The 14728-nt window shown below is 41.6% G+C and carries 10 protein-coding genes and 3 tRNA genes; all 13 read right to left on the reverse strand.

Annotation, left to right across the window (positions count from 1 at the left end):
• Positions 1–5 precede the first annotated feature (5 nt).
• Entirely contained in the window at positions 6–848 is an 843-nt protein-coding gene (locus tag FQ083_RS03935) for a ComF family protein (RefSeq protein WP_149408912.1), read from the reverse strand.
• Positions 849–890: 42 nt separating this feature from the next.
• Complete coding sequence (locus FQ083_RS03940) at positions 891–2309, reverse strand: phospholipase A (protein WP_149408913.1); 1419 nt, start codon at positions 2307–2309, stop codon at positions 891–893.
• A gap of 471 nt (positions 2310–2780) precedes the next feature.
• Positions 2781–5003: a protein-disulfide reductase DsbD domain-containing protein gene (locus tag FQ083_RS03945; protein WP_149408914.1), complete on the reverse strand. Its 2223-nt coding sequence runs from the start codon at positions 5001–5003 to the stop codon at positions 2781–2783.
• 59 nt (positions 5004–5062) lie between these two features.
• On the reverse strand, positions 5063–5623 hold the full coding sequence (locus FQ083_RS03950; protein WP_149408915.1) for a protein-disulfide reductase DsbD N-terminal domain-containing protein: 561 nt from the start codon (positions 5621–5623) through the stop codon (positions 5063–5065).
• Positions 5624–6028: 405 nt separating this feature from the next.
• Complete coding sequence (gene gspG / locus FQ083_RS03955) at positions 6029–6562, reverse strand: type II secretion system major pseudopilin GspG (protein ID WP_262880838.1); 534 nt, start codon at positions 6560–6562, stop codon at positions 6029–6031.
• A 519-nt stretch (positions 6563–7081) separates the two neighbouring features.
• Complete coding sequence (gene gspF, locus FQ083_RS03960; protein WP_149408917.1) at positions 7082–8284, reverse strand: type II secretion system inner membrane protein GspF; 1203 nt, start codon at positions 8282–8284, stop codon at positions 7082–7084.
• A gap of 83 nt (positions 8285–8367) precedes the next feature.
• On the reverse strand, positions 8368–9456 hold the full coding sequence (locus tag FQ083_RS03965) for a hypothetical protein (protein ID WP_149408918.1): 1089 nt from the start codon (positions 9454–9456) through the stop codon (positions 8368–8370).
• 283 nt (positions 9457–9739) lie between these two features.
• A complete protein-coding gene (locus FQ083_RS03970) occupies positions 9740–10675 on the reverse strand; it encodes a helix-turn-helix domain-containing protein (RefSeq protein ID WP_020442614.1) in 936 nt (311 codons plus the stop codon).
• A 348-nt stretch (positions 10676–11023) separates the two neighbouring features.
• Positions 11024–11099 (reverse strand) — tRNA-His (locus tag FQ083_RS03975).
• Positions 11100–11139: 40 nt separating this feature from the next.
• Positions 11140–11216 (reverse strand) — tRNA-Arg (locus tag FQ083_RS03980).
• 92 nt (positions 11217–11308) lie between these two features.
• Positions 11309–11385 (reverse strand) — tRNA-Pro (locus FQ083_RS03985).
• Between the two features lie 248 nt (positions 11386–11633).
• The gene (locus FQ083_RS03990) at positions 11634–13130 is read right to left on the reverse strand and encodes an McrC family protein (RefSeq protein WP_149408919.1); all 1497 of its coding nucleotides are present in this window, start codon (positions 13128–13130) and stop codon (positions 11634–11636) included.
• Between the two features lie 12 nt (positions 13131–13142).
• Complete coding sequence (locus FQ083_RS03995; protein ID WP_149408920.1) at positions 13143–14639, reverse strand: McrB family protein; 1497 nt, start codon at positions 14637–14639, stop codon at positions 13143–13145.
• Between the last annotated feature and the right edge of the window lie 89 nt (positions 14640–14728).

The following is a 14728-nucleotide window of genomic DNA, read 5'->3' on the forward strand; positions in this document are numbered from 1 at the left end:
AGCAACTATGACTGGCTACCATGCGCTAATGCATAGGCACACAGATAGTATTTATTATTGGAGTTAGGAGTTGTTGAAGGGTAAATTGATAGAATGCGAGCTAAGGCTTGTAAACTTGCTCCCGTAGTTGCCACATCATCAAATAAGATAAGGCGTTTAACGGGAGAAGACTCTAGTAAAGTAAAGGCATTGTCTAGATTACTCAAGCGTTCGGCACGGGTGAGTCCTTGCTGACTAACCGTATTGTCAATACGCTTGATACCTTGCCATAAAGGAATGTCCCAATGCTTAGATAAATGCGCGGCCAAAATACTGACAGGATCAAAGCCACGTTTAATGAGACGCTCATCGGTCGTTGGCATAGCGACAATCACACTATTATCATGATGGCAACCATGAGGTCGTGGTAGTTGACGTATCACATGTAATAATAACGGCAGCTTTGTCATATCCTCATGATGCTTAAAGGCTCTAATAGCTTGGCGCATGGGATAGTCATAGTAAGTTGCTGCTTGAATGGTGAGCGTCATGCCAGCAGTAATATCGACTTCAAATGGCTTGGGCAACCACGCAATACTGCTATGGCAGCTGGCGCATAATAGTCCACTACTAAAACGGCTATAGAGTTGCTTTCGGATTTTGCTAAAAGAAGAATGGCTACTTGATAAAGAGTACGATGCGTTTTCAGCTAATAAACTGTTTTGACTGAATAATAGAGTATTTGACAAAGAGGGATTTTGTAACAGCTGTGATTGCGGAGTACTACGATAAACGGCACATAACTGGCAGCGTAAGTTTATATACTCTGCCAGCCATAGTCCGGCTTGATAAGGCGCTAAGTGACGCATGACTTGCTGTCACTATAGGCACCGATATTTAAAGCGCTAATATTACAGCCCTTTCCAATCATTGAGTACGATACCAAAGCCGATAGAAGTATTCTCATAGTTATAATCTACGATAGATTCGCCATACCCTTGGAATACCTGTACAAAACCATTAACGTTTTTAGATAATGGATAAATATAATCGATTTGCGCAGCGCCTTTATTGGTGCCTGGATTATAGCGCAACGTACCGCTTAGACTTTGCTGACTCGGTAAATCATATAAGAACTTGATATCACCATAACCCATAAAATCTTCAATATCTGGATTGTCTTCACTGCTATCATTTTCATTGTTCACTCGTAACCAGAATCGCGGTATGACAGACAATTTACCCCACTCTGCCCCTGCCATCACATAAGCACGGTTCCATGAGCGCGATAATGGATCATCTTGACCATTTGAGTGGTGAATAGCACCTGCTCCGAGCATGCGCAGTCTTCCACCAAAAGGCAGATTTGCTGTCACAGGCTGGGTCAAAAATATCTCTGGCTGATAATCGGTTGCACGAAATGGTCGTGAATTGTCTTCATTATAAACTTGCCAATGCGACTCTTGAGTATAACCAAACCACAAATCAGCATTGGTATTAAACAAATCTTCTGCAACTTTAGTCTTTAATGATAGTTGAAACTTTAGATCCGTATTACGAGTGTCATTAGACGTAAAAGGTTTTTCCGGTTGAGGTCGAGTGGGTGTACTTGGGCTTAAATTAGGATCAAAGGTATAAAACAGTGGCATAACATAGGTTGGACGGTACGGTCTGACTGTCCATGTACCACGTTCACTGTTTTTATCAAGATCATACGCTAAGCTTAGCGGCGTATATTTTTCAATATCTGCTTGAGTCACGCCGACACTTTCCAATACCTCTGCTTCTCTTTGCGTCAGTCCAACCGTATCCAAACTTTCAGTCTCAGCGGGCGGTTTTGTTTCAATATCTTGAGGATAATTGCTCGAAACCTTTTTAGCAATGACATTGCCATTGGCAGTAATGGTACTGGTTTCTTCAGCCAGTATGACTTGAGGGTTGCCTGACAGCGTACTTATAACCGTCTTTGCCAAATCTACTGGCTGTTTACTTGTGACATAACTTGGCGTTTTGCCTTGTTCTGCAACCTTATCAAAGCATGCCAAACGGGCAGAACTGGTCTGTACTTGAGTACATTCAAAGAACAGAGCAGCCTGCTGAGCGATGAAATCTTCGCTTACTGCATTGCTATTTTGCACAGCGATACTGGTATTTATAGGCTGTAAGCTCTTAGCCTGAGCTGTATCAGCAGCCTGAGCTTGTACTGTGAAACAAGTGAGCGCTATACCAACAGCGATATGTAGAGAGCATTTAGTCGTTCGAAGCATCATTTTTTTTGGCGTTTCAAGTTTATTTACAGAGGGGCGCTGCGAAGTAGTATTGGAAAACATAAGTATCCTTTATTCAACTGATCATTACTGTCAATAGAATATATGAGGTGATTGATATAACAATTAGCATCGACGCTAAACTGGCATAAAAAATCAATATAACTTTAAGATAAAGAGTTGCTATTACGCTGAATAATGCGCATTTAGCAATGTTGCTTTATTGTAATGAAAACGTACACACTATACTAGCTTTATTGCTGCATAATGTAGCGCTAAATAGATATAAATAGCATAAAACCAAACGCTTATAATGAGTACAGAATAAAAAAAGGACCCTTTAACAAGTGTCTTGCTAATGACGCTTTCAAAGTAATGTTAATTTATTCAGCACGAAATACAACTAATCGAGTGCTGCAAGCCTTCTTCTAAGAAAAAATAAAAAAGCCAACATACTATGATAGTACGTTGGCTTTTTTATAGGAATCGTATTAAGGCATCTAAGAGGATAAAAAAAGATTTCCGATACGACTATTATTTATTTAATGCCGTCAAAGTCTGCTCAAACTCTGCACGACCAATCTCACCCACTTGTTTTTGTACCAACTGACCATCTTGGTAATACAATAAAGTTGGTGGTCCAAATAATTTATAACGCGCTAAAATTGCCTTAGAATCCGCCGTGGTTTCCGTAATATCGAGTCGTACCAATTGCCAGTCTTGCATTTGTGTGGGACGATTGGTAAATAGGTTCTTATCCATAATGCGGCATTCAATACACCAATCAGCAGTCAAATCGACTAACACTTTGGGATTAGCCGCGGTGATAACGTCCAATTCTGCCAACGTTGTGATGTGTTTATCTGAAGTATCTGATGCACTGTTTTGACCATCAGCAGACTGCCCTAACATGAGAGTCGCGCTCAACGAGGCTAACGGATGTAAGCTATCATCATTACCAAGTGCGGCACCAATCACTAAAGTAGCAGCCCAAATACCAGCTATCAAACCGATGGCTTGCGATAGCATTCGACCTTTACCACGCCAGCTCCATGCCCATGTTGCCACAACCATAAACCATAATGCCCATACCAGTAACATTACTGACGATATAAAGACGCGCTCTATTAATAGTAACGCTACGGCAAATAACAATAAGGCAAAACCTTGCTTGACCCAGTTCATCCACTCGCCCGCTTTTGGCATAATTTTGCCTTGGGTAGCACCAATCAAAATCAGTGGCGCTGACAAGCCAAAGCCTAGCATAAATAGGGCAGCAAAACCCAATAGAGGATTACCAATCGTTGATACAGCAAGTAAAGCGCCAAATAATGGTGCAGAAACACAAGGTGATACTACCAATGCTGATAAAAATCCAGCAGCTAAACTGCCACCAGCACTACCGAGCTTACTATCACCTGCTTGGCTTAAGCCCTGCATCTTACTACTGATAAAATGCGGCAAACGAATGGTAAATACTTCCAGCATGTAAAGGGCTAACAAAACAAATATTACTGCAAAACTGATCAGGATGATTGGGTTTTGTAGCCAGCCGATAATGCCGAGTGACTCGCCAAATACAGCAATGACAGCACCAAGTATCCCGTAAGCAATCGACACCCCAATCGCATAACTTGTCGTTAAAATGACACCTTTTTTAACCGTTGGATTTTGCTGACGGGCGACAATATTTGCGACTATAGGTAACATAGGTAGTACGCACGGCGTAAGCGCTAAGCCAAGCCCTGCCAAGAATAGTAACCCTAATGCCAACCAAGGATGCTTGGCTAAGCCAAACGGATCGCCATCAGCCAAATTATCTGCGGTAGCTAGCGTATCATTTGTCGGAGCAGCATTATCTGCTAACGGTGTATCAGCGCCAGAAATTGTATTGGTAACACTAAGCTCATTTGCCAAAGTGCCATCTTCTAATAAGGCATAATCAATGACTTCATCTTCTTCTGCAAGCGCTTGCTCTGCTTCAGCACTCATTGCCTCAGTACTGTCTATACTTGTGGCATTTGGCGCCTCTGATGTTGTGACGCTATTGCTATTATTTACCGAATTTGCATCAGTAGTAGTCTCTTGATTGACATCGCCTTTAGCAACACCAGTGACATTACTTGTCGTATTAACCACAGCTTGCGGCGAGCTTGCAACGATATCGACAGTGGTTTTTATTTTCTCAGGCGGGTAGCAAAGTCCTGCTTTGGCGCAGCCTTGCCAACCAATCACCACCGCTGCATTGTCAATGCTCTTGCCATTAATACTCAGAGTAGTAGTGGCTACCATATTTTTTTGATCAAATACTGGCACTTTACCAAAAGTTGGATCATCAATTAAGACAGGCGTTTGACTAAAAGTAAACGGTGCCGCCGTAACCCCAGCAGGCAAAGTGAGTTTAAGCTGATTCTTATAAACATAATGTTCTGGAGTGATATCAAAATTAATCGATAACTGAGTGCCAGCTTTGACAGCTTTACTGCTACTCGTGACTTGGAAGGCTTTATCCACTGACAGAAATTTCGATTGTCCAGCGCTTTGATTGCTACTAAAAAGATCGCCCAATCCTGCTGCCTGCGTCGTCATAGTCGTCGCAGTCAATCCTGCAAATAACGAGCTACTCGCTATAGTTAGTGCCAGCAGATATGACTTCTTTGGCACTTTATTTACAACTGATGGCAAATGCTTTGAAGACTGATTTCTTGTGGATACCGCTTTAAATGACGAAATGCTTTTTGCTGTCTTAATGGACATAAAGGACTACCTGTTATAACGACGATATAAATCAACCTACTTGCGCTATCTATTGGTGACTAACGTTTGACTGCAATGTTTAACGTGGTTTTAACCTTTTCTGGCGGATAGCATAGTCCAGCTTGAGCACAACCTTGCCAGCCAATCACAACCGGCACATTCTTTGCCGCTTTACCATTTTTGGTCGTCATCATAGTCGTTGCTATCACAGTTTTTTGCGTAAATACGGGTACCTTGCCAAAAGTTGGATCATCAATAGAAACCGGCGATTGGCTAAAGGTAAATGGCGACGCATTGATACCTTTTGGAAAACTTAAGGTCAGCTTATCTTTATACACGTAATGACCTGGTGTGATATCAAAAGCGATCGATAACTGCGTTCCTTTAGTGGTCGCTTTGGTACTGCTAGTCACTTGAAATGCCTTGTCAACGGGCAAAAATTTTGATTGCTGAGCACTATTATTACTAAACAATTCCCCCAGACCTGCAGCTTGAGTCGCAACAGACGTCATTGACAAAGTAGTCATCAAAGCAGTGGCTGTTATAGCAAGCAAATAAGGCTTTTTATTTGATTGTTTATTCATGATAATTGATTTCGATTTTGATGTTTCGATAGACATATGATTACCTCGGATTACTAGAAGAACAGCTGTTTTTTTACAATCAATAGAAAATAGTCAATCGTTTTAATAATAAATAGCAGGGTTAAGATTCCGTTTATCTGAATTTAAAGTTATAGTTAAAATATCTCAAAAGCGCTACAGTGCTGCTGATATAAATTTTTTGCAGCCTCTGTCTGCGTAGGCACAGCAAGCAAGAAAAATGAATATCAGTAGTACTTGATGTATCGATATTACTTTTCCCTGACTATAGTGATATTTATAGTTATTGATATTCATAAAAAATATCAACCAATAACGTCTTATTGGTTGATATATTAGTCTCATTAAAGATGCTTTTAGCGACAAGGTATTTATCATGGTATCGCTTGCAAACAATACCTAAATAACTGAGTAGGCTAGAGCTTATAGCTGAGCATAAAGATCAGCATCCTGCCCTTCTCCGCCCTGTTCGCCATCAGCCCCTAGAGAAAATAAATCATAAGGTCGACCTTCACTACCCGGGGCAACATATTGCAGCTCGTTTTCCCAACCATCCGTTGGATACCCGCCTTTAATATAACCACCGTCAGGATAGTTCTTAGCTTCCGCTGGTGGCGTGGTGAGTGCTTCTAAGCCTTGAGCCGTCGTTGGATAGCGCGAATTATCTACTTTATACATATCTAACGCATTTGATACTGTTGATAGCGCTGTTTCAGTGGTTTTAACCCGTGCTTTATCACTTTGTCCGACCACCTTTGGCACCACTAGACCGGCAAGAATGGCCAAAATCACAATCACCACCATGATTTCAATCAAGGTAAATCCTGATTGGAGATTGCTTACGCGCTGAGTGCTTGATAAAGCAACAGCTTTCTGACTTTGCGCTGCTGCTAAACACTCTGGCGTATCATCCATATTACTTGGTGAAATCGTACTTACTCGAATATTATCAGTCATAGTCATCGCTTCTGGCATCGCTTTTCGCGTCAAGGTTATATAAATAATGAAGATGACGTTTGTTTAAGTTACCTTTATCGTCACATTCATAATAGGCATATTTACAGTGTCTTAAGGAGCACTGAAACGATTATTACTATAAACCATGGTTTTACTTTTATCCAGCATTGAAGGCAGGTTGTCATTTATGTCAATGTGTCATTAATAATCTATGATGGCTAACCTTTTGAAATAGCGTTTGACTGTTACTTATAACTGATACTTACTATAACGCAAGGTTAGATTTGACAAAAGTAAAAGCGTTGGCCGGTCAATAATATACAACAGTAAGCAAAACTTAAGAAACGTAGCCAAATTTGAAGTCAAATCATTAGAATATAAATAAAAAAATGAATCAAAGTATTAGAAGTATAGAGGCTGTATTTGAAAATACAAAATATGGAAACAGAAATGCTGTTAAGCATAAGGGTAATAAAACAACTATTACTAACAGGAGCGTATATTTAAGGTTGATAAAAACTAGCCAGCCAAGTCATTCATATTCACAATTGGCAGCATCACCGCCATTACGATAATCATGACGACCACACCCATCAGCACCAGCATTAAAGGCTCAAGTAATGACAATAAAGTACTGATGAAATTGGTGGCTTCTGCCTCCTGCATATTGGCAGCACGGCTAAGCATATTTTCAAGCTCGCCCGAGTTTTCACCACTTTTAATCATTTGTACCATCATCGGCGGAAAATAGGGCGATTTGTCTAATTGACTCGACAGACTTGAACCCTCTGTCACTCTATCCGCAGCAGTAATGATGGTTTTTTGAATATGCAAATTGGTGGTGACCGCAGCGCCAATATGGAGCGCCTCAATCAATGGCACACCAGAGCGCACCAATATCGCAAGCGTACTGGCAAAGCGCGCCGCATTCAACCCTTTCGATAAGCGTGCCAGTATAGGCAATCTTAGCACAGCACTATCTATGGCCAGCTTGCCCGCTTGCGTCTGAGCAAAGCGATAGAATAAAAATGCCGTTCCTGCCAACACCAGCAGCATCAGCCACCACCACTGGGTAATAATATTTGATAAGCTAAGGACAATTTGGGTAATTAAAGGCAGAGCTTGTTCGGACTGCTCAAACACTTTGACAATTTTTGGTACTACAAAGCTCATTAGCCCCATAATTACGCCAACTGCCATCACCATCAGCACGATGGGATAAACCATAGCGCCTTGTATTTTTTTCTGTAAGGCAAAGCGATTTTCGGTGTAATCGGCAAGCTGATTTAAGATCAAATCCAAATGACCAGATTTTTCTCCAGCTGCAATGGTAGCGATATATAGTGGGGGAAAGCTCGCCGCTTGCTGCAAAGCGCGCGCCAAACTGAGACCTTCTAGGACATGCGAGCGCACGGCAAGCATCAAAGATTTGATATGGGTTTTTGGCGATTGTTTGGCGACAGCTGCCAAAGTTTCCTCTAACGGAATACCAGCAGCAAGTAATACAGATAGCTGGCGGGTAAGCAGTGCCAACTCATAAGCAGAGGGTTTTTTATAGCGGCTTTTATGCTGACTTTGCCTATCATTGACGGCGTTGACTTCGACAGGCGTCCATTGTTTATCACGCAGCTGCTGGCGTACTTGCCGCGCAGAATCCCCTTCAAGCAAGCCTTTTTGGATGCCGCCGCGATCGTCAAGCGCTTTATAATGATAAGCGGGCATAGCAGCGGATATCCTAAGACGGTCAAGAGTAAAAGAGAATGGATCAAGATTTGAAAAGTTGGCTTATTAAAAGAATAGATGACTTAAAGAAGCGGCGTAGAATCGTTACTATCCGGCATCAAGCCTTGCAATAATAGAACATCTAAATGCTGTTGTTGTAGCTTTTTATCAAAATCATTGACTTCAGCGATCAGCATACGCTCAATGCGCTTATCACTGGCAAACACACTGAGACGTGCACAAATGACTGCCAATTGATAAATACGTTTTTTGCAATAACCGTCTAAACCTTGTAACAATCTGACCATGTGCGGGGTTTCAAGGCTGGCATAATCATAATCACTCACCACATCCTGACCAAGCGCTGTCACGCCATAGGTAATAGATAAATGGGCGCAAAAATAACAGCTGAATAAATAGCCAACCACATGTCCGATATAATAGCCGCGATCGTAAGTAAAGCTACTGACGCCAAAGTGCCCGAGCACATAGCTGTTCAAACTGCCTTGATCAAAGATAGGTTTATTATGCTTTAGCTTGCCGACGGTGGCAAAGCATAATGGATTGTGCCCATCCTGTGTTGTCAACTGCCAACCTGCAGGTTGCTGAGCTGGCATATGGCGTACAATATCTTCGATGATGTCATCGACCACATGCAGCTGCTGCCATAAGCGCTCAATGGCATCCGTATCCATCAAACCGCGTTTATCCAGCTGCTGTGCAAGCAAATATTGCTGGTATTCGGCAAATTGTGTTTTGAGGGTATGTACAAGGTAAGTTGGACGGATAGCAGCAGAAGCCAAATATAATTGCTGCGTGCGCTCATGCTGAGCCCGATAAAGTGCCACGCGCTGAGTAGTAATACTACTGTCACTTGCAGAGATAGATGAGCTTTGGTTTATCAGAGTATGATTAGCAGTATTTATATTAGCAGAGCTAGTCTCTGTCAAGCTGCCCTCCGCATTTGGCAAAACAAATAATGCTAATAATGCCGCTTTATCAAGCCGAATAGCCATACCTGCCTGTGCGCTATTTTCCTGCTGAAGATTTGAGTTATGCTGATTATTGTTAGCTTTGACTCTGCTATTGAGCTTGTCTTTATGATTAATAGACGCAGAAGAATCTTGTAGATCATTTGATTTTACGCTTGGTTTTGCGGTCGGTTCAGTCATAAAACACCATCAGCTGCAAAAATAAACATTACCTAAGTCATACTATATTCTGGATAGACCGTAATATATAAGCATAAAATATAGGTCGCTAAAACACCGTCGCAACTAGGCGACTTATTACTTCATTGTCATTCCATAGTACCTGAACCTACACTTATTGTCAGCTGTGCAAGATCGAAATGCTAATGATGAAAAATTATTATCAGATAGACGCTATTATATCACTGACTCAGTTTAGAAAATATCACACAGCTTGGATGACTATTTATATGTGAAGCAGCGGCTAAGCAAGGTTTTGTTTTTGATATTGCTGGCGGTACGCTTTTGGCGATATGCCATACACGCGCTTAAAGGCTTGGCTAAAGGTTGAGTCTGAGGCATAACCCACTAGCTCACTAATACGGCTGATACTATTTTGCTGTAAGCGCAAATAACGTGCTGCCAGACGCAAACGGTAGTCAATCAGATAGGTTAACGGTGGCATACCAACCACGTCTTTGAAACGCTGCGCAAAACTCGAGCGTGACATACCTGCAACTTCAGCAAGCTCATGAATGCTCCAGTTTTGGCTTGGATTTTCGTGCATGGCGACCAATGCCTTGGTTAAAAATGGGTCTTTCATGGCTTTTAGCCAACTGTCAGTGGCTTCAGGCAAACTTTCGATATAAACCCGCAAACACTCAATCATCATAATACTTGCCCAATGATTGATAATCGCTGTCTTACCCATCCGCTCATGCTCAGCTTCCAACGTCAGCAGTCGAATCTCAACATCAATCACCTCGAACCGACCATCAGATTCATCATTAATTTCAGGCAATATCGTTGGTAGCACTGATAATAAAGGACGAATCATCTCTTTATCATACTTGCATTCAATCAGTATCAAAGATGATTGGGCATCACCATCGCCCTGAATATCAAGCACTTGTTCCGTGCAATTAGTAAGCAACTCATCCAAAGGTTTGGCACTCTCACCATGATGGTTGAGCGCGTAACTGACATGATTGTGCGAGCTAGGAATCATAATAATGTCGCCAGCATGCGCTTCTCTGAGTCCACTGCCCATATCAATACAAAAGCTACCAGACATCACCAAATAAAACACAATCGTATCTTGTCTAGTGAGTGAGTAAGACCAATTGCCTGTACCATTTAAGCGATAGTATTTCGTATCGAATAAATGCACATTTTGTAGTAACACGCTTAATGCATCCATTAACCATTTCCTCAATAACAGCTGCTCAATAACGCGCCACTTTAATAAAAAAATCGCATTAATATGAGGATCGATTTTATTTAAAAATATAGTGCTACTGAGATGAATTTTTCTTTGACAGTACAGCTAATATACCTTTATAAAGCCCTTACGACACAATATGTATCATAAAAAAATGATAAAAAACGCCAGTAGACTGTTAGATCATGAGCGACTTAAAAGGTTTAGGACTATCACAGAGGCAAAAAGATATAAAATAGACAGGTACAAAAAAATGCCAAAAATGGCAGCGGCTTTTTTTAAATGATTTTAATATAGAATATAAACAGAAGGGATACAGCAAAAAAATGGGGCGACTGATGGGACTCGAACCCACGACAACCGAGATCACAACCCGGGGCTCTACCAACTGAGCTACAACCGCCATAACTGTTGCCAAAATTCAGCAATATATGCAGGCTAAATGGTGCGCCTGGCAGGATTCGAACCTGCGGCCACCTCCTTAGAAGGGAGATGCTCTATCCAACTGAGCTACAGGCGCTCTTAGAGGACTTTTACATATTTTGGTCCGCTTGATATACAAGAAACCAAACCATTATACATAAAAAAAAGCCTGTAAGGCTCTTAAATAGATGGTCGGAGTGATAGGATTCGAACCTACGACCCTCTGGTCCCAAACCAGATGCGCTACCAAACTGCGCCACACTCCGAAATTCTCTATTAACACGATAGTTTGTTAATTAACTGGTTGTTGGCAATGCCACTAACCGGCTAACGTTCCTTGCTATCGAGGTGCACATATTAAGGGGAAACGCCGATGGTGTCAACACCTATTTTTAATTAATTTGAAATAACTGCTAAATTATTTAAAAAAGGCTTATTTCTTATAAACTAAGCGTCGACAACAAGCGCTACTCAACATAGTGCCTTATGAGCTAAGCGCATATTATACTAAATCTTATGTCGGAAGCAAGTCAGTGTTTATCGTACCTGTAAGCACATTAAAAGGTATCAGCCATAACTGAGCATAGGGTGCATTTTCACTATTGCACATGTCCTGAGTATCTTGCTTTAATACAACCGCTCGTCTTTGATTGTCTTGTACTGGATATACCAGCCAGACTTGCTCTGCTTGATAAGCCTGCGCATAGCTGCTCAGTTGATAAGCGTCGCTGGCACTAATGGCGCTGGCATGCGCTAAAGGCTTCCATTTAATATCAATCACGTGACTATATTGACCTGCTTGTTTTTCTGGTGATGGATTTGCTCCTAAATTCTTTATTGGTAAAGCATCATCATGCTTCTCTTCATTTTTAGTATTCGAACGCATCTGGCGATAAATCAATAAATCAGGACGAATAGACAAACACGCCTGCCCTTCTGCATCATTAAGCCAAACACGTTGCGTTTGAAACAGTGGTTGATAATCTTTGCTTTGCTGTTGAAAAATCAAAGCGATACGCTGGCTTGCCCATTGCTCAAACGCTTGATTCATATCTATCAGTAAGCATAAGCGTGGCGGTGTAGACCTACTACCAAATGGTTTTGATGCATTAATACTATGACCGATTTCCATATTTGATTGACTAAGCAGCCAATAAGCGAAATCTACAAGCTGCTGAGCGGCTTGTAATTGCTTTACTTGCAGCGGCTGAATGGCAAGCTCACGCTTTGCTTGAAGGTATATCGACTCTAGCTGGCGTATTTCATGCTGATGTAGGACAGACATTTGTTGCCACGGCTGTAAATGCAAAAGCAGATTTGATTGAGACAACAAAGGCATCAGCAGCGTTAATGCGCTCTTAATGACTCGATTGCCTAGCATGTCTTGGCTCAGCACACTGCGCTCACAAACGAATTTATGTGGCTGCATACTGTTATGACGTAATTGCTCTTTTATGAGTAAACGTCCTTGAATTGCTGCTTGGTTATGGATTTGGGTTTGATACTGTTTGGTCGGTTGATAATGAGCTAAGCGCTGCAAGAATTGCTCAATCAGCCAATTTGACAAGGGTAATGCTGCTAATGGTAGTGCGGCTAATTTATCATTATATTGACCAAAATTTTTGTTGTGAGGCGATTTGTTATCGTTACTATTCATTAGGTCTGACAGCATATTTTGTACCCAGTGACGGGTCTGTAAAATATCCGCATCTACTGGTGATTCATTTGACTGATATGGCTGCTTAATAGAGTTGCTAGCAGTGTTTGCAATAAATTTTGGCAGTATCTCAAGAGTCATGCCACTAGGCAGTACAATAACGCCAATATAATGTCCAACCTTGAGTTGCCACTGTCCTTGCTTGCGTTTAATACTAAATACTGACAGCTCTTGGGTTATCAGCCACTGAAAATCAGAGTCGTACAAGAAATTAGACGCTATTAAACGCTGATGTTCAAATACCGTCATGATATTCATTTCAGAGCTTTGAGTGTGCTTATGCGTATTTATCATCGATTAACATCCTCATGGATATAAGCGCTGATAGACGGCAAGCTGGGTGAACTTGCCAGTATTGGCAATAAGGTCAGTATTAATTGCATAACTGCCGGCATTTATAGATTGAGTAAAATAGGATTGCTGTCCTGCAAACATGGAGTTCTGAGAAGCTATACCATTCTCGCTAGCCATTTGAGTGGACATACCGTTATGTATTGACGTTTGACTATCATGAATAAATTGCGCCGATATTGGCTGCTGTTCATCTCTAAAAATATACTGCAAGACAGCCACTTGCCCGCCAGCTGCTTGGGCTAATTGTGGAATAATTTGCTCAGTAAGTGCCATTTGTAACTGCTCAAGACTATGCACGGAGAATAAAAATGCATGACCCATTTGCGCCTCAATCCCTAACGTTTGGCTAATACGATGATTTAAACCCGTTAATACTTTGGCTAAATTGATGCACTCCGCTTCGTCGACTATTTCTAATCCTTTATTGAGGTTGATAATCGGTAATAGCTCAGGCTGCGGCGGACAGTTAATAAAGCGAAAACGACGACGCAGTGCCATATCTAGTGGCGCTAACGAATGATCTTGGGTATTCATGGTCGCATAGACATCAACATTGGCAGGCACGCTAAACGCTCGCCCAGAGTATGCCAAACTTACTGTCATCGCATTGGGCGTACCTGCTCGTTTATCAGGTTCAATAAGGCTGAGCAATTCACCAAAAACGCGTGAGACGTTGGCACGATTAATCTCGTCAATCAGCATCGCATAACGCTGCTGAGAATCATTTGCCGCGCGCTGACAGAGCTTTAAAAAGGCGCCATCAGTAATGGCATAGCTCATTTGAGATGAGCTGTTATTCGACTGATTAGAAGCTGCCATTACCGGGCGAATGCCCTCGACAAACTCTTCATAGCCATATGCCTGATGGAAACTGACCATACTAAAGCGCTGTTGGCTAAAGCGTTGGGTTTGGCTGGCACTATTATCACGTTGCGCCTGCTGAAATTCTGACAATTGCTCTGACAATTCGCCTAATAGCATCAGGCTGTCAGGCAGTAAATACCACGCACCGCTAGGGTCTTTATCAAAATACGCTTGGCTGGCTCTATTTTTATACGCAACCGTCTGTGAGCTTGTTGGACTGTGCATTTGCAGTACAGACCACGCTGTATTACTTAAATTTTTCTCACGTGCGTTTTGTAATGCTTTGGCGATAAAAAACTCATGATTAACGATTTCAGGTACTTTTACTAAGTCCTGTTTTTGCGATTGAAAATCTAAAAATATTAAACACACCACATCACGCCAGTTCAATTCTTGCAATAACTGCTTGAGTAAATCCTCATTATTGGCTCTAGGCAGATAGTCCGTATATTCTTTAGAAATTTGGAGCAATCGGTAGGTTTTACCAGTACCCGCGACGCCCGTATAAATAATATTGGTCGGTTTATCATCACACATATCAGGCATAACATTATCCAGCAAAAAAGTATAAAAAAGCGCTAGCATTTTATCATTACAGTTGCTCGCTCTACAGGGTATCAGTGCTTAAATTACTAACGCCTAAGATGCCGTTACGTCACTGTTATTTTGTAAGC

It is taken from the genome of Psychrobacter sp. ANT_H59 (genome assembly GCF_008369225.1).
In the GTDB taxonomy this organism is placed as follows: Bacteria; Pseudomonadota; Gammaproteobacteria; order Pseudomonadales; family Moraxellaceae; genus Psychrobacter; species Psychrobacter cryohalolentis.

Bases quoted from the DNA above. Each gene is read 5' to 3' on its own strand.
- FQ083_RS03935 (WP_149408912.1), bottom strand. From the start codon at position 848: ATGCGTCACTTAGCGCCTTATCAAGCCGGACTATGGCTGGCAGAGTAT.
- FQ083_RS03940 (WP_149408913.1), bottom strand. From the start codon at position 2,309: ATGTTTTCCAATACTACTTCGCAGCGCCCCTCTGTAAATAAACTTGAA.
- FQ083_RS03945 (WP_149408914.1), bottom strand. From the start codon at position 5,003: ATGTCCATTAAGACAGCAAAAAGCATTTCGTCATTTAAAGCGGTATCC.
- FQ083_RS03950 (WP_149408915.1), bottom strand. From the start codon at position 5,623: ATGTCTATCGAAACATCAAAATCGAAATCAATTATCATGAATAAACAA.
- gspG (WP_262880838.1), bottom strand. From the start codon at position 6,562: ATGACTGATAATATTCGAGTAAGTACGATTTCACCAAGTAATATGGAT.
- gspF (WP_149408917.1), bottom strand. From the start codon at position 8,284: ATGCCCGCTTATCATTATAAAGCGCTTGACGATCGCGGCGGCATCCAA.
- FQ083_RS03965 (WP_149408918.1), bottom strand. From the start codon at position 9,456: ATGACTGAACCGACCGCAAAACCAAGCGTAAAATCAAATGATCTACAA.
- FQ083_RS03970 (WP_020442614.1), bottom strand. From the start codon at position 10,675: ATGGATGCATTAAGCGTGTTACTACAAAATGTGCATTTATTCGATACG.
- FQ083_RS03990 (WP_149408919.1), bottom strand. From the start codon at position 13,130: ATGATAAATACGCATAAGCACACTCAAAGCTCTGAAATGAATATCATG.
- FQ083_RS03995 (WP_149408920.1), bottom strand. From the start codon at position 14,639: ATGCTAGCGCTTTTTTATACTTTTTTGCTGGATAATGTTATGCCTGAT.